18 protein-coding genes are annotated in these 22,716 nt (G+C 47.6%); 14 read left to right on the top strand and 4 right to left on the bottom strand.

Annotation, left to right across the window (positions count from 1 at the left end; translation table 11 throughout):
• Window positions 1-193: 193 nt before the first annotated feature.
• Entirely contained in the window at window positions 194-1,126 is a 933-nt protein-coding gene (locus tag NT073_RS05080) for a M23 family metallopeptidase (protein WP_297369735.1), read from the top strand.
• Window positions 1,127-1,294: 168 nt separating this feature from the next.
• Here NT073_RS05080 and NT073_RS05075 read toward each other — a convergent pair whose 3' ends face one another.
• The 4 genes from NT073_RS05075 to NT073_RS05060 form a co-directional block, all read right to left on the bottom strand.
• Complete coding sequence (locus tag NT073_RS05075; protein ID WP_297369728.1) at window positions 1,295-3,487, bottom strand: YWFCY domain-containing protein; 2,193 nt, start codon at window positions 3,485-3,487, stop codon at window positions 1,295-1,297.
• Between the two features lie 74 nt (window positions 3,488-3,561).
• Window positions 3,562-5,157, bottom strand: a complete 1,596-nt coding sequence (locus NT073_RS05070; protein ID WP_297369725.1) for a type IV secretory system conjugative DNA transfer family protein — start codon at window positions 5,155-5,157, stop codon at window positions 3,562-3,564.
• A gap of 386 nt (window positions 5,158-5,543) precedes the next feature.
• Window positions 5,544-8,927 (bottom strand): relaxase/mobilization nuclease domain-containing protein, encoded by a 3,384-nt coding sequence (locus tag NT073_RS05065; protein WP_297369722.1) that lies wholly within the window; start codon window positions 8,925-8,927, stop codon window positions 5,544-5,546.
• 3 nt (window positions 8,928-8,930) lie between these two features.
• Complete coding sequence (locus NT073_RS05060) at window positions 8,931-9,449, bottom strand: hypothetical protein (RefSeq protein WP_297369719.1); 519 nt, start codon at window positions 9,447-9,449, stop codon at window positions 8,931-8,933.
• Window positions 9,450-10,304: 855 nt separating this feature from the next.
• Here NT073_RS05060 and NT073_RS05055 point away from each other — a divergent pair.
• From NT073_RS05055 to traM, 13 genes are all read left to right on the top strand, one after another.
• Entirely contained in the window at window positions 10,305-11,015 is a 711-nt protein-coding gene (locus NT073_RS05055; protein ID WP_297369716.1) for an AAA family ATPase, read from the top strand.
• A gap of 5 nt (window positions 11,016-11,020) precedes the next feature.
• Window positions 11,021-11,776, top strand: a complete 756-nt coding sequence (locus NT073_RS05050) for a hypothetical protein (protein ID WP_297369713.1) — start codon at window positions 11,021-11,023, stop codon at window positions 11,774-11,776.
• 127 nt (window positions 11,777-11,903) lie between these two features.
• Window positions 11,904-13,106: a hypothetical protein gene (locus NT073_RS05045; RefSeq protein WP_297369710.1), complete on the top strand. Its 1,203-nt coding sequence runs from the start codon at window positions 11,904-11,906 to the stop codon at window positions 13,104-13,106.
• Between the two features lie 141 nt (window positions 13,107-13,247).
• Complete coding sequence (locus NT073_RS05040; protein WP_297369708.1) at window positions 13,248-13,583, top strand: DUF4134 family protein; 336 nt, start codon at window positions 13,248-13,250, stop codon at window positions 13,581-13,583.
• 146 nt (window positions 13,584-13,729) lie between these two features.
• Entirely contained in the window at window positions 13,730-14,005 is a 276-nt protein-coding gene (locus NT073_RS05035) for a DUF4134 family protein (protein WP_297369706.1), read from the top strand.
• Window positions 14,006-14,013: 8 nt separating this feature from the next.
• Complete coding sequence (locus NT073_RS05030) at window positions 14,014-14,376, top strand: DUF4133 domain-containing protein (RefSeq protein ID WP_297369703.1); 363 nt, start codon at window positions 14,014-14,016, stop codon at window positions 14,374-14,376.
• Window positions 14,377-14,379: 3 nt separating this feature from the next.
• Window positions 14,380-16,887: a TraG family conjugative transposon ATPase gene (locus NT073_RS05025; protein ID WP_297369700.1), complete on the top strand. Its 2,508-nt coding sequence runs from the start codon at window positions 14,380-14,382 to the stop codon at window positions 16,885-16,887.
• Between the two features lie 52 nt (window positions 16,888-16,939).
• Window positions 16,940-17,938, top strand: coding sequence for a hypothetical protein (locus NT073_RS05020; RefSeq protein WP_297369697.1), 999 nt, complete (start codon window positions 16,940-16,942; stop codon window positions 17,936-17,938).
• Window positions 17,939-17,968: 30 nt separating this feature from the next.
• Entirely contained in the window at window positions 17,969-18,985 is a 1,017-nt protein-coding gene (locus NT073_RS05015; protein ID WP_297369694.1) for a hypothetical protein, read from the top strand.
• Window positions 18,986-19,035: 50 nt separating this feature from the next.
• Window positions 19,036-20,082: a hypothetical protein gene (locus tag NT073_RS05010; RefSeq protein WP_297369691.1), complete on the top strand. Its 1,047-nt coding sequence runs from the start codon at window positions 19,036-19,038 to the stop codon at window positions 20,080-20,082.
• Between the two features lie 28 nt (window positions 20,083-20,110).
• Window positions 20,111-20,755 (top strand): conjugative transposon protein TraK, encoded by a 645-nt coding sequence (traK, locus tag NT073_RS05005; RefSeq protein WP_100990270.1) that lies wholly within the window; start codon window positions 20,111-20,113, stop codon window positions 20,753-20,755.
• A complete protein-coding gene (locus NT073_RS05000) occupies window positions 20,752-21,204 on the top strand; it encodes a hypothetical protein (protein WP_297369684.1) in 453 nt (150 codons plus the stop codon). The genes traK and NT073_RS05000 overlap by 4 nt, the downstream gene beginning before the upstream one ends.
• A 19-nt stretch (window positions 21,205-21,223) precedes the next feature.
• Window positions 21,224-22,657 carry a conjugative transposon protein TraM gene (gene traM / locus NT073_RS04995; RefSeq protein WP_297369681.1) on the top strand — a complete coding sequence of 478 codons (1,434 nt, stop codon included), beginning with the start codon at window positions 21,224-21,226 and terminating at the stop codon, window positions 22,655-22,657.
• Window positions 22,658-22,716 lie beyond the last annotated feature (59 nt).

Below are 22,716 nucleotides of genomic sequence, written 5' to 3'. Positions count from 1 at the left end.
AATACAATACAGAAAGTTGGATAACTTTGGGAATGAAAATCATTTTTTTTTCGGTCACGTTTCGCCGCTTATGACTTACTCGCTCAGAACTTTCATTTTTTGCTTTTGTATCAGTTGCGGAGGGGTATTGGGCCCGGCTCAGGCTCAGGTCATTTTTAAAGTGGATTCACCCATTAAGCGCCATCAGCCCCTGATGCCTCAGCCTCAAGAAGCCCTCGAATTTGCGCTCCCTATGGTGGATGAGGTGGACTCATCGGCCAATCCAATACCTGAGCAAAACGCCATGGTTAACTCCCCAAAGCGGGATAGTCTTAGTGGATACGGGAAGCGATTATCCCCTCCCTTAAATCGTCCGGTTAACCCCAAACAATCATTTTTGGTAACCTACATGGGTAGCCCCCTGAAAAGCGATACCAGTTCTCAAAGTCGGTATCGATTAGCGCCTATTGAGTATACTGCTGCCGATTCAAGTAAACGGTATCGCTTGGACAATCGGACACTGGCCCCTCGACGGTTTGTCGATCAGGATTCGATTATGGTTGCGATTTTGGAGGATTCCTTACGGCGTATCCGTCAACAACTGATACCTCTTGGTCAGACAGATAAAGCGTCGGCTCAATCTGCCTTTGATTTATACCGGTCCATTCCATCCATATTACCCGTTCGACTTCGCTCTTATGAAGACTTCCGGATTTCATCTGCGTACGGACTACGCGTTCATCCCATCAGTGGTCGCTTACAGAATCATGCCGGTATTGATTTACCTCAACCTCGCTTTACGGCGGTGTATGCGACGGCCGATGGCGTTGTTGACCGGGTTGTCTGGCAACCAGCCGGGATGGGGCTGGCTGTTTATATTGTTCACCCCTCCGGGTATCAAACCGGCTACGGTCACCTCGAAGACCATTCGGTACTCGTGGGAGAGGTTGTTCGCCGGGGACAAGTAATTGGCCGGGTTGGATCGACAGGCTTAGCCACGGGGCCACACCTTCATTACACCGTTTTAGCGGGTACCCAACCTGTTAATCCGGCTTCATACTGTTTTTTGTTACTCAATGCGTTAGACGAATCTAAATCCAGCGTTTCCCGTTCCGGCCGGTCATCCGTTTATCAACGGAGAAAGTAGTATAAAGGCTCTTTTTCGACAGACCGAAAAGGCATTCCTACCGGATAAATTAAGCCGTCGGTATGTTAAAGTGGCGACAAGTACCTTTCGGGCTACCCCGTTCCGAATGCTGAATAAAAAAGGCACTTGACTAGTCAAGTGCCTCTCTGAACAGGTTTAGCTTAGGGGTTAATTATCCACGGCGTATTCATCGTTTACTGCGTCATACTCCTCTGTATCCTCATAGGTGGCTTCTTCATTGGCAGCTTCTCCCGTTAAATAGTTGGGATCAGCAGTGCGCAGATCCCGTAGCAAATGACTGTTCGGTCCCTGACGAATAGCGTCTAATTCTGTTTTGATCAGATTCGTTACCTCGGTCTTCACTTGTTTAAACTGCTCGTTCATCATGTCCTGCACCTGTTTGTCACTCAGGTTTTCGTAGGCTTTAAGGGCCGGTATCTCGGGGAGCTTACTTAGCTCTTCGATCATTTCTTTATCGACGACGATCTGCGCATGAAATATTTTTTGCTTGATGGTTGCGTCAAAGTTGTCCGCTATCGATCCGACAAACCACCCCTGGGACAGGTTGCTGATTTTACTTTCGGGAATGACCGAATCCATGGCCGTCGAAAAATTAGTTGTTGTTTCTTTCTCGGTCACGTTAAAGCTTTGACGCTGCTGTACGTTTTTACCGAAACGACTCGATAGATTTTTGGCCGTTTCTCCGACAACCTGTCCACTGAATATGTTGCCAATCGTGTTAAAAATTGCTTTTGCTTCTTTATCTCCGTAATCCCGTATAAGCTGAGTCAAATCCTGTAACCCTAATAAGGTAGACACTTTATTAGAACGAGCCGTGGCAATCAGGTTATCCAACCCTCGCATATAAATAGTGGGTAGCTCATCAACGATGATGGAGCTTTTCAGTCGGCCTTTGCGGTTTACAAGCTTGATAAGGCGGGCATTGTAGAGCCCCAGGGCTGCTCCGTAGACCGACTGGCGGTCAGGATTATTACCAACACAAAGAATTTTGGGAGCATCGGGATTATTAATGTCCAGGGAGAAATCATTGCCGGTCATCACCCAGTAGAGGCTGGGAGACGCCATGCGCGATAAGGGAATTCGCGCCGATGCAATTTGACCTTCTAACTGCTCTTTTGCCCCGTTTTTTAAGGCGCTGAAGAACGGCTGAATTAAATTCTCAAGTTCAGTCTCAGCCGCCATTAAGGGAAATATCTCTTCATAATCGTGATTGGCGAATTCAATAATGTGCGGAAACGTACAGTAATTGATATGATCCGCAACCCCTAGCTTTCCCCGCTCCGATTCAGGAAGTGTGTCTAAAAAAACCTCAACCTGACGGTCATTGAACCGTTTCATGTACCAGATGCAGGACATCAGAAATGTTATCGGTGACTCGACAAAGAAGTCGCCCTGCTTTTGTAACCAGCTTTTATTCAGATTCAGCAGGATAGTAGCACTAGCCTCCTGGGCATCAATGATGTCAGTCATAAGACGGGGTAAGAGTGGATTACACCGATGAGAGCGACGGGGGTCGTCAAAATTGATCGTGTAAAACCGGGGTACTTTGCCGTACATCTTCTTATATACATCCTGATGTTTGAGTAAGTAGAAATAAGCGATGCGCGATAAGTCGGGAAATTTGAAGTCGTAGATAAACATCGTAAATCCTTTTTGTATCTGCTGGCGAATGTAATTATTGACTACGGCAAAGGATTTCCCGGAACCAGGCGTTCCCAGGACCATCGCCGCCCGAAATACGTTGACAACATTAATCCACCCCTTGTAAAGCTTTTTTTTGTAGGTGAACAGGGTGGGGATGTTTACGGAATATTCATTGTCGACCAACTCTGTTTCTTGCATGAAGCTCTCGTTCTCTTCATTGAACGGGTCATCGCCCATTTTTAAATTGATGATACTGTCGGCAATGCCCGCCGCCTTGATCAGGGTTAAATAACCCGACACGGTTGATAGGACGTATAACAGGTTAATTGTATTGTAGCTTAGAGTCCGAAGAGTCAACAGCAGTGCGCTCCCAAAGTAGAGGAGAATACCAATCAGTCCGTACAGAAAGGCATCGTTCCAGGTTGCCGTAATATTCTTTTTGGACTTATTCCCCAGTACATAGACAAGTAATAAAAACAGCGCTGCCAGCTTGGAATACCACACTTGCTCAAATATGTGCGTCGAACTGTTCAAGGAGCGAATGAACCGATCCAGTAAGCCCAGGGGTATCCCTAACTGCTGAAAAACGTTGTTACAGAAAACATAAAAATGAAATAAGAGGACTGCATACCCCATAAACATGATGGTGTTCAGGATACCTCTGTACTCTTTGTCCTGTTCTTGTGAATTAGCCATGACGATAAGACTTGTTTTGATTTACAATTAAGAATAATCCCGCTGCTGACTAGCCCGATGGCTTTGCGCAAGGGTTAGCGCAGCTTGTGGCGCTGCCGTTCCTGCTGAAGTAAAACCGTGACTTCCTGTTGAATTGCCGCCATATGGTCATTCAATCGCTGGCCAAGCTGCTGATCTGTCAGCATAGCCAGTTCAGGATTTATAGGTAGTTCAGCGAGATTCTCCGCAAGCTTTGCTTTTCTGGCAGTCACCTGAGCGAAAAAAACGGGGTGCGTGGGAGGAGCATCAACCTGCGTAGCTACTTCCCCGGCAAAGCAGCCATAGGGTAAAGCGTTTAAAGTGGCGGATGATATACGGGGTGCTTGCGTTGCGTTCGGTTTAACGAAAAAGGACCAGCTTTTGGATAGTTTTACTGTTTCCAGTCGCTTTGTCAACCGATCAGCGATTTGTTGCGCTGAGGTGCCCCGCACTTGTCCGGCCAGTATCGTTCCACTCATGGTAAAGAGAGCCTGAGCTTTAACTTTGCCATATTTGTTTTCAAGTTGAGTAAGATCCTGAACCGATAAGCAGAGGGCAATTTTATTGAACCGGGCCGTGGCTAACAGACTGTCAAATTCGCTTAAATAAAGGGTAGGAAATTCGTCGAAGATTAACGCACTGGGTCGTTGATGGGGATGATTGACCTGTTTGGCCAGCAAGTGTGAAATCAACGCTAATGGGACAGAAAACAAGTGGCCCGAGGCTGGATCGTTTCCCAGACACAGTATTTTAGGATTACTCGGATTATTGATATCTACCAATGCTTCACTCCCTGTCATAATCCAGTAGAGCACCGGATTTTTTAAGGTGGACAGGCTTAGTTGCATCACCTTCAACAGCCCCTCCATGTGTTCACGCGTATCATTTGCATCAATGTTGGTTATGGCTTCCATCAAATGGGCCAGCTCGGGCTCGGCCTTGAGTAACGGAATGATCTCTTCGGTAGGCCTTGTTGCAAATTCAATGATGTGGGGTAGGGTGCAGTAGTTAAAGCGATTTGATTTAGTGGCCGCAGCTCGTTCTTCAGTCGGCAACCTATCTTCATAATTCGCTTCCTGCCGATCGTTGTAGCGCTTCATGTACCAGATACAGGCAGTTAAATAATTGATCGCCACCTCAACGAAAAAATCTCCCTCCCCCTTCAGACTCCAAGATCTATTTACATTGTACAGTAGGTTTTTCGCGGCTTCTAAGGCTTCGAAGCTATTGGTGAACCGCTCGGCCAAAAATGGATTACAACGCGACGAATAACGGGGATCAGTAAAATTGATGGCATGAAACGAAGGGCTTACTCCCGATTGGTTCGTCGTTTTTTTCAGATTGTCAATGTAATGCGTATAAGCCAGCCTGCTTAGCTCAGGCGATTTATAATCGTAAATGGCCATCGTGAATTCTTTCTCCAAAAGCTGATGTACAAAATTTTGGACAAAGGTTTCGGTTTTACCTGTTCCGGGTGCTCCTAAAATCATTGTACCCCGAAACAGATGTGTCAGGTTAATCCACCCTTTTCTGACCTGATTCTTATAGCGCCAATGGGTCGGAATATTAACCGAACACGCATTGGCAATTCGGCGGGTTTCCTGGTTGAAAGAATCAATCAGCTCGTCGGCTTGTGTTGCTGAATTCATCATGATACATTGGATTTAAACTGGAGAAGATAAAGTGATTTATCACGGCTCAGCACCAAATACATTGGTGAACTGGTATGAAGATTTAGTTGAAGAAAGTCGGTACATCCGTCCGTGAATAGCCCGCTTGATTACGTAATTCATGGACGCTCCCGTAAATGGGCAGGCCTGTAACCAGGTAAGCTATACACCGATTCGACAGAAGCTCTTCTCGATCCTTGCGGCCATACGGATGAAATCTTGACATAAAGTACCTGTTTGAAATACGCTATAACGCAGAGCATCCTACACCTTGGTTACTGGCTTTCTCAAAATTGACTCTTGTCAATCACATATCTCTAGAGGGTATTAAATTATTTTTTTTTCGGTCACAATCATCATAAATAAAGTTAATGACTACGGCCTCGACGTCTCACGGGCGTAGCCTCGCCAACTCGTTTTTTCTTGGGCCGAATGGCACTAGCCGACTCACCCAGTATATCCAAGAGTCCTTTCTGGGGAGCCTGGTTTTCAAATCGGTCCAGCAGAGATTGTAAACTGTCACTGGATGAAGATTGCTTCAGCGAAGATGAACTAGTAGACAGCGCGTAAGGCTTTGAGCTGTCGAGTGCTGGTTGCGAGCCTGACGTTTGGCCCTTGGTCGGCTGACGATTGGCTCGTGGTTGACTCACTAGTTGATCCAATAAAAGTTGGGGCTCTCGAATTTGGGATAGATGAGGAAACCGGTCATGGACTCGTTCAATCAATTTATTGAGCCTACCGGGTTCAACGTCGCTATCAACGGCCCTGGCTAATGACCGCATCCGTTGGGCGGCAACTGAATCGGGCGCTGGCCAGGCCCCTTCGAGTACATAGACATTCTTTCCCGGTTGAGAAGGGAATTGGCGGCTAAAGGTCTGAGCAATTTCGGGCGGCACCGCTACGTAGCTGGCGGGGTCCGTTTTATAGTGCCCCATTCGGAATACCGGTCTGTTCGTAGAATCAACTTCCTGTTTGATTAAGAATCCCCGTTGATACAAGGCTGATAGATGCCGTCGGGCGTCACCAGGCCGAGTTGTACCGGGTTCGCCGAATTGTTGAGTGGTGTCGCTTAAAACTTGGCTCCCCCGTTGTTCATTGTACCATCGTTGAAAGGTTGGCAGCATCGGCTTGGGCAGAATAATTTCTACGGCTGGCAGCGTTAGACTGGCCACCTGCTGACGAGTTAGACGGGAGAAATCGTTGCCCTGACTGATGGCCCGTAGTAGGGCTTGATCGGCCGCGTTGAGACGGGGGCTTATAAGTTCATTAGAAACGGGACGGCTAAAGTTAGTTTGTTCGGAAGGGGTTAGAGTATAGAACCGGCCGGGATGGGTTGAGTGTTCACCTTCTTTTAGCCGCACTTGCCCGGATTCAGTTCGTTGCCAGATCAAGCCTAGTTGCGTGGTAATCTGGTAGCGTTGCTGAGCAGTTAAATCCGCTTGTTGTAAAAGTCTTACCAGGTCCTGGCTTACGGTGGATACTGGTTGAGGGATTACTGGTTTGGTTGGTAAGCTGATCGCTTTGTTTGCTTCCGGCGTTGCATTATTTCCTGCAGTTGATTCCAGTTGAGCCTGTAGCTGAATTTGTACCCTCATGGCTTGCTCCATCACCGAACCCGAACCCGGTGAATAATTGGCCTGACGATGCCACCGGCCAAGCTCTCCCTGCATCAGTGCCGTATTGTTGAGGTCTATTGCCTGGCTCATGGAAACCAGACTGCGCCCCGCCGACGATTTTAACGTTTGGGTTTGATCCGCTAGTGTGGGTATGGACTCTTTCTGTAATCGACGAGCCAATGCATCTGGCACGGGAGTAAATCCGTCTGAGCGGGTTAAATAGTGTCCCATTCGATAGGCACCACTGGCTAACGCGTCGATGACAAAACCTCTGGCCTGAAGTTGAGGAAGTAGGGGTTTTTGGTCGTTCAGGTGAGTACTTACCTGATTGGCATAAGATTTATTTAGCCCTATTGAGACATGGTCAAATCGCGGGCCGATGGCCGCTTTGAGGTGAGCAGCCGATACCTGGTAAAAGCTGATCGGGTCGGGGGGCATTTGTCCACTGGCCAACGCCCCATACAGCAATCGTTCCGGTTTAGTTAGACGACTTCGGAACGCGAGTGAGGGCCCCTGATCCTGTTGTAGCTGTTTTTGAACAGACAAGGGTATAACATAACGTAGCTGTGCGTCTTCCCGGTGCGTCAGTGTTCCCTGATCAACCGTAAGTACGAAATCAGCGGCCGACAGAAACGCCCGTTTACTGGCAGCCGATAGTGGAAGCTCGCTGGCCAGCGAAACGAATTGATTGGCGGTCTGGCTAAAATAGGCCTCTTCTTTTGACCGGATCTCGGGTAATTGACTTTGTTTATAGGCTTCAAATTGAGTGACTGCCTGCCGGGCGGATTGGGGATTAACCCCCTCCTCTATTAACAAGTCGGTCAGTAGCTCATGGGGAAACTGGCGGATGAGTTGGCTCTCAAAAAAGTAAGGCTTTTTACCATCAACACCTTGCTGCCGTACCTGCTGATAAAAGTGACTAACACGTCGACGCAGGGCGAGTTCCTGGGAAGTTGGCTCCGTCTTTTGGCTTTGCCCTTTTATCGGCTCGCCGGACCCAGCTGAGCGCTTAGTTCGTGGTGGTTGATCGGTGGTGCTTGGGGAGGATGCCCGAACTCGGTTTTGAAGCGTGTCAAGCCGAACACTCCGGTCAGTAAATGCGGCTCGTTGAACCAAGCGGGTATAGGCTGGTCCAAGTTCATTTTCACCGTATACATTGCGACTTTTATGATCGACGTACATGTACTGCTGTCCCGTATCGATCACCTGAATGCCGGCGCTTCGTAACTGAGTTCTAAAATCCGCTTCACTCAGTTGGCTGTACGATCCCAGACTGCTGTGAATCCGTTGGCGCGTAGCTTCTTTGCCACTACGGATGCGGGTAGCATTCTGTTTGAATTTGCGCTCCAGCCGCTCGTAAGTCGGTGCAAACGCAAAACGACTGGCTTTAATGGCCGGGCCAATCGCTTCCCCCCGTTGATCGTTCGGCCCATTGTATAATTGAAACGTAATGCCCTTATAGGGCTTTCCGTCAGCTGCCACGCCACTTAACTGATTCATTTGTACCCGGTGCTGGTGGAGAAACTCAGAAAAGGTCAGCACATTGGAAAAATTATAATCTGTCAGGGCCGTACGCACCACGTTACCGATCGCTTTTTTAGCTTCGGGTTCTTTATAGCCAAGGATTTGTTCGGGTAACAACCCATTCATCAGTAGCTCTTTTCCTTGCTTCTCGGCTTCAACTAAGCCATATTCTTTTTCCAGAGCCTGACGGACGGCATTGCTACGTCGCTGTTGATGGGAATCAGAAATTTTTTTTCCTTGGAAATCGACCGATACAGAAACAATGTGAATGTGGGGATGATGAGTATCCTCGTGTCGATAGATCAAGTAGGGCTGTTCGCCATAGCCCAATCGGTCCATGTAATTTTGTCCGATTTCACTTAATTGATGATCACTAAATTTCTCCGAAGGATGAAACGCTAATGATACGTGAAATGTGGGTTTGCTTATGTTTTCATTGCCCCGCGCATAACGTTCCAGCTCGTTAATTTTTTGCTTGACCGGTAGTTTAGCTTGATCATAGGCAACCGCATTAAAACCTCCTAAAAAACGGGCTTCTCCGTGAGCTACTTTATACTCATTGTACAACACGGCACCAGCCGGATTGGCTCCTGTGTTTATTCGGGCCACCATGAGTTAGGGGTTTAATTTTTCGCTGAATAAATCCGCCTGTCTATACTGTTGATCGCTCCAGTGAATCAGCTTTGTTATGTCAATTAACAGCTCACGCTGCTGTGTTATTTCGCCTCGCACCTCGTTGGATAGATAGATATTATTCAGGCGTTTGACGGATTGATTATAATTTAACCCAATGGCCCGTAATTGAATGACAAATTGGTTTAGCAATTTGATACATTGATCCAGCCGCTCAATTATAGCTTTTGGCTCTTCTTCTACGCTAAGCTTTCGTGAGGATTCCTCATTAATAGTCCAAGCAAAAAGTCTATGTTTGGCAAACTCATTTCGGGATATTTTCTTAGTCAATCGCTGATGTTGCCAGGCCTCGTGAAATGACCGGGCTTCCCCGTCAGTCAGATGGAGGTAAATTCGATTCGTCTTTTTAAGAGCTACTTCTTTGGTTGGTCTCCCGCCTTTATTACTCTTTTTCCGACCGGGATTCTCGGTTACGATTGACCCTTTGTTGGCTGACTTCATAGGACTGAATTGGTTGCTAAGACAAAATCGATTCTCGATTACGGGGCGGTTTTGGTGAGCGGTCAGGGCTGAATGTGTTAACGAAGCCCTATTAAACCGCTTTTTTTAGCCTCGCAGAGCAAGATTCGTTTGAAGCGGTAAAAACGCCCGTAGGAAGAGTTTTTTGCCGCGAAAAACACATCTTGCTTTCGCCGTGGCGAACGGGTTTTCCGGCGAGAAAAGCCCCCGATGGGCGAAAAAGCCAACAAACCCTTTTTTTATAAAAATTGCGTATGACTGAACCACAAAATGCTACCAGTCGATCCGCATCTCAAAGGTAATGTGTCTTCATTTATCTTAAAATATATCCGCTTAAAAAGTAGTGACCGAAAAAAAAATAATTTTACAGCTTTGTATAAGAGTGGTATGACTAGGTTTACTTTTGACTAAAACAGGCAATAATCGTCTATTCCAGCATTCTGGTAGGATAGCTAGGAGGTTAGGAGGCCAGGATAGCTAGGGAGCTAGAATAGCTAGGAGGTTAGGGGGTTAGGGGGCTAGGGAGCTAGGATAGCAAGGAGGTTAGGGAGCTAGGGAGCTAGGGAGCTAGGATAGCAAGGAGGTTAGGGGGCTAGGGAGTTAGGAGGTTAGGGGGCTAGTAGGCTAGGATAGCTAGGGAGCTAGGATAGCTAGGAGGCTAGGATAGCTAGGAGGCTAGGGAGCTAGGGCGTTAGGAGGCTAGGGTAGCTAGGACGTGAACTTGTATGTTTTCTGCTGGAATTAATAATTCATAGTTAACGGTATAAGTAGCATCTAAAGACTTAATTTCTAGTCAAATGTTTTTAAAATTAATTTAATCAATAAATACAATAAGTCATGACTAAAGTAATCAGTTTTATGTCCCAGAAAGGGGGTACAGGTAAAACCACCTTATCTATTTTGACAGCTACCTTTTTGCATTCTATTGGCGCTGGAGTTGCCGTAATTGATGCAGACTTTCCTCAACACTCTTTTACAAGAACACGAACAAAAGACATCTTAGACTTAAAAGAAAAACAGGGCAAAAAACAAGGTGAAAACTTAACGCTGGTTGATTCCCAGATAAAACCTTACCCTGTCGTTGATGCAACTGTCAAAGAAGCAACAGTAGCCTTGAAAAGCATGAAAACTAGTCAACAACTTGACTTTATTTTAATTGATATTCCAGGTACGTTTAATGTTGAAGGCATTGATTATTTGATCGATTCATTAGATCTAATAATAGTTCCAGTTGAACTTGAGTATAAATCTATTACGGCGGCTATGGAAACCATGTCTATGATTCGATCCCTAAATCCCAAAGTGAGCATCAGCGTAGTATGGACTAAAATTAAAAGGAACCATAAAGTTGCAGAACGCCAAGCTTATGAAGACTACTTTAAATCCAAGTTTAACCCTTATATTTTTAAGTACATGCTACTGGAAACGGTTAGAGTAAGCCAGCTGCTTAATACCATAACTCCGCAGCCTGAATCTATAAGTGAATTTGTAGATGAAGCTGGTACAATGCTCTTAAGCATAGAAGGTAAAACTGCTTTAATGAATTAGTTAGTATGGGAAAAGTAACATTACCGCCTCTGCCTGGAGTAGAACCCAAGGGTAGTATTGCCACCTATTTATCACAAGTGCGTCAGAAACGCACTGATGATGCATCATCTTCAAACGATCATGGAGGTGAAGCGACTTCCATAGTAGAAGATCAATCGTTCACCGAACTGCTTGACTCCCCTATAAATTCTCCCGTTAAAGCTGGCTCGACAACGCCTGTTGAACTCCAAGGTCAAAGCTTCGGTCCGATTGCCGTTAATAATTCGGCAGACAGACGTAATGAGGAATTGTCCAAAATTTTGGACAATTCCCCTAGTGAGCCTAAGCGAGTTAACAATGCTGGCAAAAAGGATACGGCATCTCCGATGTCTGTCGATAAAGAAGCTGTTGAGCAGCGCCAGATGACGCCTAAACGTTCCCGCATTAGGACTGATGTGGTTTCAAGTACTCCCCTGCCCATTGTCAAACTCATAAATTCGTTGCCCAATAGGTTTGCAGCGGGCTACTTTACAAAAGGAGAATCGAAAGTGCGTCTTACAGCAGAAATGGCTGATTTAATTCAAATTATTGTTGACTCTAACGGAAGGATTGAGCAGCCCAAATATTTTGCGGATAATTTAGTAAACTATCTCTTAAAAGAGTTTTTCATAAAGTACGCATCCGACATTGAGCAACTCAGCATAGAACAACAAGAACGACAACGTATTCAACATCAGAAAAATTTGACTTTGATTAAACAGACTGAAAACAACTTGACCTGAAAATAATGTATGCTCCCTTACTAATTAAATTTAGTGCGATGTGAGTTTTGTCAAACCACTATTTATAGTCAAGTGATGATTAACCGCTGATCGGATAAACGGTATCGACATTTTAAACTTTTTGCTAATGAATTTACTAGGGTTTTTAGCTATCATCATTTCCGTTACCGGCCTGATCTGGCTACTACAAATAATTTTTAAAGGAAAAGAACGGATCGATATTAATCTATCCGTTGGTCGTAGAGCTACCTCTTCATCCGAGATGCCCACGAACTTAGCTGATTCGAAAAAAACCCATCCGGGCATCCCCCAAACAGAACCAAATTCCATATTGGGTGAGGTTGTCAGCATAGGTAGTAAGATACCCTCATCAGCTACGTCAACTGCTGATTCTTCAGCATCCACAAATCCAATCAATGCTACTCCTAGGTCGCATCCTACCGAGTCAAATGGAACAGACCCGGATGCATACCTGCATAAAGCATTTGAGGACGAATCATTTGAGGAACATACTAACGAATCGCTTTTGCAAGAGGTTGCCGGTGGCCAGCTCACGCCGCCAATGGGTCAGCTGACTTTATCTGGTTTCGGCAGCATTGCCTCACAACTTCCCTCAGATAGCTTTGACAAGCCTCAAAGTTCGGAGCAGATAGAAGCGATGTTTGCTGTGTTAAAAGAAAGCACCCGGCGTATAGAGCAGCAAATGATCGCCCTGTATGAGGTTCATCGCTCCATGCAAGCCAATCAAGACACACCTTCCAACTTGGCTCAGTCCACTCTAGAAGACCAAACAGCTAATGATGCTGGTGACTATGATTTTGGCGCGGATGATGACGATAATGACAATGAGCACTCATTTGGGGGCGGATTAAATACGCAGCTGACAACGAGTACTCCAGATGAGGAATCACAAAGTGCTCCGGCCACTGAGTTTATTATGACGATGGACGAATTATCCATTCTGGTACCGGCTGGAACAATCCAAACGTTCGATGCATCGGATGTCTTGGAACCAGCACCTGAGATACGGCATGAAGCGCTGCCTTATTTCGCTAACTTAAATAAAACCGGGGAATTAGGTTATGAAGTGGTGGAAGCGATCAAACGCAAAGCTCCCACACGTGAGGTCAGGCATCGCGTTCGTCAGGTCATACGAGCCATTGACCACTTCAATCTAAATAACGATGCAAATGCTGCTCTACGGTTGACGGCTGTATTCCGGCACTTGCCTGAACACTTAGGAGAATATGATGATGATGTTGCTGCTATCGGGCGAAAGTTTGGACTAATTGAACCCGCTAGTGAACCGGCTTCAGTAGAAGCTGATTAAGAGTACACACAATTTTTTTCTAAAAGTGTGACCGAAAAAAAAATAATTAAAGGCTTTTGTTTTAGGGTACTTTCGAATCAATACTTTTGAATCAAGATAGACGGGGGTCTATCTCCATTGAATCAAACCTTTCATAGTCTTATGAAAAAACTTCTTGTAAGAGGGTGGAATACCCGAACTCTGGTAATCACCTGCGCGCTCCTGAGCATTGGCGTGTATGCCATGGCGGGTGGAACAGCGACGGCTGCAGCTGGTTTGGAACAAGCCAATACGGGCATTCGGGCCATGTGGCCAACGGTACAAAAGTTAATGTTCACCGTCATGGCGATCATCGGTCTGGTCGGTGCTGCGTCGGTATACGGAAAATGGTCCAATGGTGATCCTGATACCCGAAAAGCCGCTGCTTCCTGGTTCGGTGCCTTGATTTTTGCCGGACTGGTCGTCGTTATACTGGGTGCGGTTTTTACTCCAGGTTGATATGGCTCACCGATTACCTAGGTCACAATCGCCGAACCCTGCCTGACGGTGGGGTTCGGCGTTTAAAGCTGACTCCAACAAGCATCCTTTCACTTCTTAATGGTATCCTCATGTTGACTAGGCCTTGGATTTTACCGCTGGTTCTTTTGTCCCTGCTCTTACTGACTTGTTCGGATGTCTGGGCGGGTGGCGCGCCTCCCACAGCCGTAGCCAAAGCTACGTATCAGATATCAAGTGCTTATAAGGCCATGAAGATTCTAGGCAGAACAGTGGCTATGATCTGCGCGATGATCGGCTCGGTAAAGGTTTATAACAAATTTCAGATGGCTGATCCGGACATGTACCGATCCATATTCGCCTGGATATTTGCCTGTCTGTTCTGCCTGTACTTCCCTTACTTCTTTGATCTGCTTTTCCGCTAAGACGCACTATGTATCAAATCAATAAAGGTGTCGATCGCCCGCCCGAGGTACTCGGAATCAGGGGCATGAATTATTTGATCTACCTGGCGGGTGGCACGGTTGGCGGCATGGTGGTGGCCACCATCGCTATGCTCATCGGCGTACCCGCCGTGTATGCCTATGGCGTCATGTTCGTCATGGTTTTTTTAGGCTACAATACGCTGGCCTCCTACAGTAAAAAGCATGGTGAACGGGGACTATCCAAATTCAATGCGCGGAATCGGTATCCAACCGTCATTCAGGTGCGCAGCACCCGGCCTTACCGGGATATGCTGATCAAGCGAGAGGTGAAAACGTCAACCTGGGATCGATTTAAACTAAAACGCAACTAAATCATGGCCCAACGCACAGAAGACTTAATGAAGTATTGGCCTCTGCGGTCAATTGAGAATGACTGCATCATTTCTAAGATGGGCGATATTACCGTCTGTTATGAAATGACCTTACCGGAGATCTACACGCTTTCCGCGCACGTCACGGAAGGTGAATTCCGGGTTGAAACGGGTGACTTCCGGGAATTAAATGAAATGTGGGGTAAGGCGCTCTCGGTTTTGCCAGAACACTCTATTTTTCATAAACAGGACTTTTTCACGGTTGACACCTATGACCCGACGCGGGTAGAGGAAGGAGGGTTTCGGAATACATTTCTGGATAAAGCATCGTCCCGGCATTTTCACGAGAGACCCTACCTCAACCACCGCTGCTATTTATACCTAACGAAAACATCCAAGCGGGCCGTGTCAACCATGCAGACCAGCCTGGTGTCCGGTCGGTTTCTGTCTAAGGAGATTTCAGACCCCATCAAGCTGTCAGAGTTCTATTCAGCCATCGAACAGTTCGTCTCGATCATCAATTCAACGCGCAACGTGAGCATGCGCCGGCTGGCGGGTGAAGAAATCTATCAGAAAGGTGATAAGCCGGGTATTCTCGAACGCTACATGAGTCTGGAGGCTGAAGCGGATGTGGTACCGCTGTGTGATATACGTCGCGGAGAGGATCTGATGATCGGCGATAAGATTGTTAAATATTTCTCCCTTTCAGATATTGAAGACTTACCGGATACCGTGTATACCCACAACGCGGTGAGTGCGCTGTCCACGGAGAATTCAACGGTATCGGTGGGCTTTGCTGCTCCCGTCAGTTTAATGCTGGGGGTCAACCACGTGTATAACCAATATATTTTTAAAGAAGATCGTAACGAAATCTTTCCGCAACTGGAAGCGCGGGCTACCCAAATGACCGCCCTGGCGTCCTTCACAAAAGCCAATGCCAGTAATGCGGCCAAAATAAACGATTACCTGCATTACGCGGCCGACACCGGTTACCCGCCCGTTAGGGCACACTACAACCTGCTGGTGTGGACAAATGATAAAGCGGATCTGCCACAACTGCGCAACAAAACCAACGCGGCAATCGCCAAGATGGGGGTTCGGCCCCGGGAAAATTCGACTACTGACAGCTTATCCATGTTCTGGGCCGGGATTCCAGGCAATGCGGCCGACTTACCTGACGAAGATAAGTTCTGGACATTTACCCCCCAGGCACTGTGCTTGTTAAACGAAGAGTCCGTCTCGCCAAACTCGTATTCAAGCATGGGCATCCGGGTAACCGATCGGCTATCAGGCAAACCGCTGTATGTTGATTTTTCGGACGCACCCATGAAGCGAGGCTGGATCACTAACCGGAATAAATTTATTCTGGGTCCTTCCGGATCGGGCAAAAGCTTTTTGACCAACCACTTCCTGCGGTCTTATTTCATTCAGGGAGCCCATATGGTGATTGTCGACGTTGGCGACTCCTACGAAGGACTATGCTCGATGTTAGGCGGAAAGTATCTAACGTATAAACCGGAAGCGCCCATTACATTCAATCCCTTTTTCATAGAAGGGCGTGCCAGACCGGACATTGAAAAATTGGAGTCGATCAAGGCATTGCTGCTTTCACTGTGGAAAAAAGAGGAAGAAAACCTGAGCCGGCTGGAGGAGACCGCCCTGTCACTAGCCGTCAATGGATACTTTTCCCATCTGGAACTCAACCCGGAGATTTTCCCCTCGTTCAACTCCTTCTTTGAGTTCCTTAAAGATGACTTTAAAAAGGCGCTTGATAGCCGGGGGATTACCGCTAAAATGTTTGATTATGACGCCTTCATTGTCGTTATGGAACCCTTCTACCGGGGTGGGGAATATGATTACCTGCTGAACTCAGCGGATAATCTTGACCTGACCAATGAACGCTTTATTGTCTTTGAGCTCGATAATATCAAAGATAACGCCATTCTGTTTCCGGTGGTCACCATCATCATCATGGATACATTTATTACGAAAATGCGCACGCTCAAAGGCATTCGTAAAATTATTCTTATTGAGGAAGCCTGGAAAGCCATTATGAAAGAGAAGATGGCTGAATACATCAAGTACTTGTACAAGACGGTTCGTAAGCATTTTGGTGAGGCCTGGATTGTGACCCAGGACATCGACGATATCCTGGGGAATAAGATCGTTAAGGACTCGATTATCAACAATGCGGACACCCGTATTTTGATGGATCAGAAGAAGTACAAAAACCGGTTTGAGGAAGTAAAGAAGTTCCTGGCACTGACCGATCAGGAAAAGAACCTGGCCCTCTCGGTTAATCGCGATCTGAATGCAACCCGGAAATACAAAGAGTTCTTTGTGAGCTTCGCGGGTCAAATCAGCCTGGTTTATGGACTGGAAGTGTCCGTCGAAGAATACCTGGCGTTCACCACCGAACAGAGTGAAAAAGAGGCCGTCAAAAAGCTGGTAGCGGAGAACGGGGGCAATTACGATTTAGGTATCCGCTCCTATCGGGAACAGCATGGGTAAGCTGGCCGACTGCATCGATTATGTCGAATCAGTTTACAACATCCAATCGTCTATGAAACACTTACTCATGCACGGGCTTCTGGGGCTCCTGCTAGTCTTGATGGGCCCGGTTTCGGGTTACGGGCCTGCGTTTGGCCAAACGACGGACCCCGTTTCAACAACAGGATCATGGAATCCTTCGACCGACCCATTGTTCAACCCCAATGATCCCTCAACCTGGCCCCCCTCCTATGACCCAAGCAAACCAGGTTCGCTAAGTATGGCCCCGGGAAATGTTCCCAGTGTTGATCCCATCGGCGAGCATCTTGGCGATGATGGTACAAGTGGCTCAAGCAGCTTTGGTTCGTTCGTTGGTCAAAAGGTCACCACGTATGCCGATAAGGTAAAATCGGAGGTCGAAAATTTGATTGGTGAGTACGAAGACCAGATTCTTCAGGGATTAACCGATGCGCTGGAAGGCTGGCTGATGAGCCAACTGCAGAGTTTGCTCGGAGCCTCCCCGATCCGAAGCGTCGAGGCCCTCAAAAAGTTAATGAAAGATGCTTACACAAAACAACAGAAGATAGACTACCAACAGTTGAAAGTCGATTTCGCCGAGCAGAAGGGTAATACCGAGCTAAGTGCCGGCTTCGGCGATTACTATAAAACGCTGCATTTAAAAGAACACGCGCAGGCGGTTGAGTATACGATCAAACAGATCAATTCCATGGCCAGCAATAAGGTGTTTACGGCCGGAGAGCAATCCCAGTTACAAGCCCTCATCGGTGGACTATCGGATATGAGTGATATCGTCAATGAAGTCAAGTTTGCCACGAATCACTCGTCCTCCACGGCTTACATGGCCGAAGCAGACCGAATCCGGACGTTGGATGAAGCGTATAAGCGTATTCTCGACCGCGAAAAACGGGCTCAATCGGTGAAGGCCAAAGTCAAGGCAGTCTTCGTCTATCGAATGAAAGATGCTCAGCGGGATACGACGCTGGATGATCTGATTGGCACCGCAGACACGGGTGGTAACGATGGTAGTCCGCGGGTGCGTCGAATTAAATAAATCAGTCCTCATCGCTAACTCTCTACGATCATGCGTATTCCAAAACTACACGTTTCCGGCCCAAACAGCAGACGGGGTTACTTCTGGCTTGGCTTCTTTCTCCTAACCTTATGGGTATCCCCGGTTCACGCTCAGGTGTATGATCCTAGTAATCCAACGCCGGGGACGGGCTACACGATCAACGATCTGCCCGATCCGATGTACGTTCATACAGACTGGGGCTCCTCACTCGACGTCCAAACGAAGGTCGATAACATCCTGCGCGTACGAGGCGGTGAGATCATGAGTGGCTTACAGGATTACCAGGTTGAGCTGACCGATATTTTAATTGATAAGCTCAAGGACGAACTCGTCAAGATGTTTGCCGATATGATGCCCATTGGCTCCATGGCAGAGAAGATCATCTCTGCGTATCAAAAGAAAAAGGACGAAAATCTGGCGAAAGCAATCGATCGGGTGAAGGTCCTGTCGAGGAATTCCCTCAATAAGCAATTGAAAACCAAGTATCAGGATTTTAAGGTCAATTACGCCCGGATGAACGCTAAATGGAAAAGCTTACCTGAACTCAAAAATTCGGTGGCCGATCACTTGTCGGAAAGTGAACACGATAAACTATGGGGCGAACACGTGGTGGTCATGGATGGATTCAAAGATGAGGATACCCACAGTAAACTGAAGTGGCTTTATCCGGAAATCGATCCAAACGCGCCGGGAAATAAGGTAGAGCATGGTTGGCACGCGTTTGTCTCCGATGCCATCGTGATGGATGATGCAAAAAAATATAAGGAACTACTTATGGCCATTTCTAACAAGGAATATGACAATGATGCCATGGAAGAAAAGGAAATGGTGGCTTATTCTCACTATGACCGGATGGTGATGAAGCGGGCGATACTCGACCGTATGCGAGAACGGGTGCGTAACCTACAGGGCATCAACAAAAAAGTCAATCAACACATACAAGGCAGTATGCGAAAAGATCAGCGTAAGCAATTGACGGATGCATTGGGCGGTAAGGATACCTACATGCCACTACCCAAAAAATAAGTACCCCAAGCGGGCCATAAGCCCAACTGATCACCTTTTTTTCAATTCCCATGCAAGATTCAGTTGTTCAACAACTCGACACTTTAGTTAGCCAATTGCTTACGCAATACAGCTGGTTTATTGGTCTGGCCCAAGCCATTGGCGGTTTAGGCGCGCTTTGTTACGTGTTCACGCGGGTATGGGGTCATTTAGCCCGCAATGAAGAAATCGACATTGTGCCGCTGTTTCGCCCGGTAGCGCTGGCTATCTGTTTGATGAGTTATGGTGGTATTGTGAACGGCGTTACCTCGGTAAGCGGAGCGCTTAATGAAATGACCCAACCCTTTATCGACAGCCAAAAAACGCTGGTCGATAATCTAACCAAGCAGAAAAAGACAGCCGTAGCGGCCAAACGACAAAAAACGCTTGGCCTGATCGATACAGATCATGACGGGGAAGAAAGCTGGATGGAGATATTAAAGGCAATGTTCGATGCGGATAGCGCCACCCAATTTGGAGCCGATATGATGAGTTACTCGGTCCAGAATGTTGTCGATCAGCTCATGACGACACTTGGAGAAGTACTCTACCTATTTGCCTTTTTATGCCTTAAATTTTTAGTCAGCTTCTTCATCGTGGTTTTGCTCATCACCGGTCCCATTACGTTTGGGCTGGCCACGTTCGAATGGTTTTATTCCGGTCTGGCGGCCTGGTGTACCCGGGTAATCAACATGCTGATGTGGATTCCTATTACCAATATTTTATCGGGTATGCTGGAAAGCATTCACGTGATGATGCTGCGTAAAGATCTGCAACAATTAGCGGCTTCTACCGACAGCACCTTTACCCTCGATGATTTTACCATGGTTATCTTTTACCTCATTGGCACCGTGGCGTACCTGACAGTGCCGATGGCCGCCAGTTGGGTCGTTGAATCCAGCGGAGCCGACCAAGCCATCAGCAAGACGCTGGGCGGGGCCAAGGCGGGCGGGGGCGTACTGGGTGGCGTCGGTGGCGTTGGCGGTGGCGTTGCCCGAAGTGCAGGTCGCAGTGTTTCGGGTGGGTTCGAGCGAATCCGCGAATGGAACAGCAAACTGCCTACGCTCAATAAGATTTAAATATTCACTTATTCCTTACTAAAAGTTTATGGAAGCTCCTCATTTCAGATCATTACACAACATTGAAACCTCGTTCAAGATGATCCGCACCGTCATGTTTGCGGTCATTTTGGGTACGCTCCTGCTGGCCAGCGGCATTGCCTGGTGGGCGTTCGATATCACCGAGAAGTCGCGTTCCCGGGTGTACGTTATGGAAAACGGCAAAAGCATCATGCTGGCGCTGGCTCAGGATCACAATGTAAACCGGAGTGCAGAGGCCAAAGACCACGTCCGTACTTTCTTACGGTTATTTTTTGACCTGGAGCCCGACAATCAGCAGATCCGTAAGACCATTGAAGAAGCTTCCTACCTGGGCGATGAATCTGTCGTCAGGCTTCACAAGGATTTTACCGAAAAAGGCTACTATTCAGACTTGGTACAGGGCAACGTCCACCAAAAGATTGAGATTGACCCGGAATCAATTCAGGTTAATATGACGCAAAGCCCCTATTATTTCCGAGCGAAAGGCAAACAACTACTCGTTCGGGAATCGACCGTCACCTACCGTAATCTGGATGTAGAAGGGTTTCTAATCGACGTTCAGCGGACCGATCGCAATCCGCATGGCTTTATGATTGAGCGGTTTCACCCGCTGGATAATTCCGATATCCAGACCATCACCCGTAACCAATGAGACAGCCGATACGTCGCCGTAACGGGCATCCGTTAGAACCCGGTACCGCTCTAGCCCCTCAGCCCCGGTGGCTGTCAAGTCCATGGGTTGGAAAACTAAACAACTCCTACCACCTGGCGACCAGTTGGGTAACCAGGTGGATCACGCTTCGAATCCGAAGCTGGGAAGGCCAAACGTCAGTTAGCCAGCGTCGCCGGCAAGTGCTGCTATTCTTTGGCCTGATTGGACTTTTCTGGCTCATTCGGTTGCTCTACCTGTTTTATCAACTGCCCCCGCTCTCCGCTTTGGTACCAGCCCTTGGCCAATTGGCCAAGGAAGCCAATGTAAGTCAATCTACTACCCGACGGGAATTGTCCAGTGATTCGACTCACAAAGCCGACTACTTGAAAGCCCGGTCAGGCGTGACCCGCCGTAGTCCGGACCAGCTCCCTCAACAGAATAAGAACTAGTCTTTATTTCAAACCAACAATGGAAACGCAAAAACGATCACTAAAAGATTTATTCGGGGACAAACGATTCCTGTGGAGTATCCCAGTGTTTTTAGTCCTGGTTGGGGCTTTTCTGTGGGTTGTTTCCTCTTCTCCCGAGAAAGAAGCGCCCCAGCAGACACCTTCGGTAATCAACACCCGGGTCCCCTCGGCCAAAACCGATACGTCCTTAAGCAAAGCCAACAAGCTGGATTTGCAGACGGAAGCTGCCGTGGGTGCCTCCACACCGGGTGAAAATCCACAGGCATCGAACATGCAGGGAATTCCGGACGCACAAGAATACGTATACGGAAGCCGTTACAAAACCCCATCGAGCCGGTCAATGAGTCACTTAGATTCAACTGTCTACGAAACCAATCGACCTTCCCGGCGAAGTCAGTCCAGCGCGGGCGCATTTCCCGAGGTTGTCAATCACCGGTCATCAGGTAGCCGCGGCTCCTCTTCATTTCCGCTGGCGGAATCCGATAGCCGTCTCGACGATGACGATGCCCCCATCACCTCGCCCCAGCAGGCTAAAGAACAAGCTGATAAAAAAGCGAAGTTGCAGATGGCACTCGACAAGCAGGCGAAGCTGGAACGGCTATTAACCGAATATAAACAGGATAAGGCGACGCGCGAAGCCCGGGAACAGGACAAAACTAAAGCACTTAAAGTCGTTACCGACGAGGAGGGGCGTATGGCTGTTCCGATCACTTCGTTAACCGGCCGTGACTATACCGGGCGCAATTCTTTTTTTGGTTTGTACACGGAAGATGCCCGTAAAGCCCAGCAGCGGTTGTTGGACGCTGAAGTAGGCACCATTCGGGCGATGGTTTATGGCGATCAGGAAATCAGTAGTATGGGCTCGCGCATCAAAATCCGTCTGCTCGAACCGCTTTATATTCGAGGTATCGTTATACCCGCCAATACCCTTTTATATGGTATGGGACAGTTCGCTGGTCAACGCATCAATTTATTGATTCGATCCATTCAGTATCAGAATCGTTTATTTCCAACCAATATCCAGGTGTACGATATGGATGGCATGGCTGGCCTTTACGTGCCAAACATGACGAATCTGGATCTGGCCAAACAGACGGCCGCGCAGGTTGCGCAAAGTAGTGGTGGAGGTGGCCTGGGGGGTGGGCTTTATGTCAATTCGTCGCCGAGTGCCGTTCTGACATCAGCCGGACTACAGGCGGGTCAGCAAATTACCCAGGGGGTAAAGCAAGGTCTCGCGCGGAAAGCGCAAATGCAGCGGGCCTATCTTAAGAACAATTACTTCGTACTGCTGCGTACCGTCGACCGCACCGAACAAGGGGGTACTGGTTCCGTCGGTACACCAGGCAATCCACCCATTATGCCGGTCTCCAGTCCGATAACCGAAAAGCAAATGCAGTTACAGATGCTTCAAAATATTATTAAGGAACAGTAAACCCTGCCGGATGCTGGTCCCTGAAGGCCAGCCTTGTTTAACCTTTATTCGCCAAACTT

The sequence above is a fragment of the Spirosoma sp. genome, assembly GCF_026391055.1.
Classification (GTDB): Bacteria; Bacteroidota; Bacteroidia; order Cytophagales; family Spirosomataceae; genus Spirosoma.
Note: the sequence above shows the minus strand (reverse complement) of the source record. Positions and strands in the feature narration are given on the sequence as shown.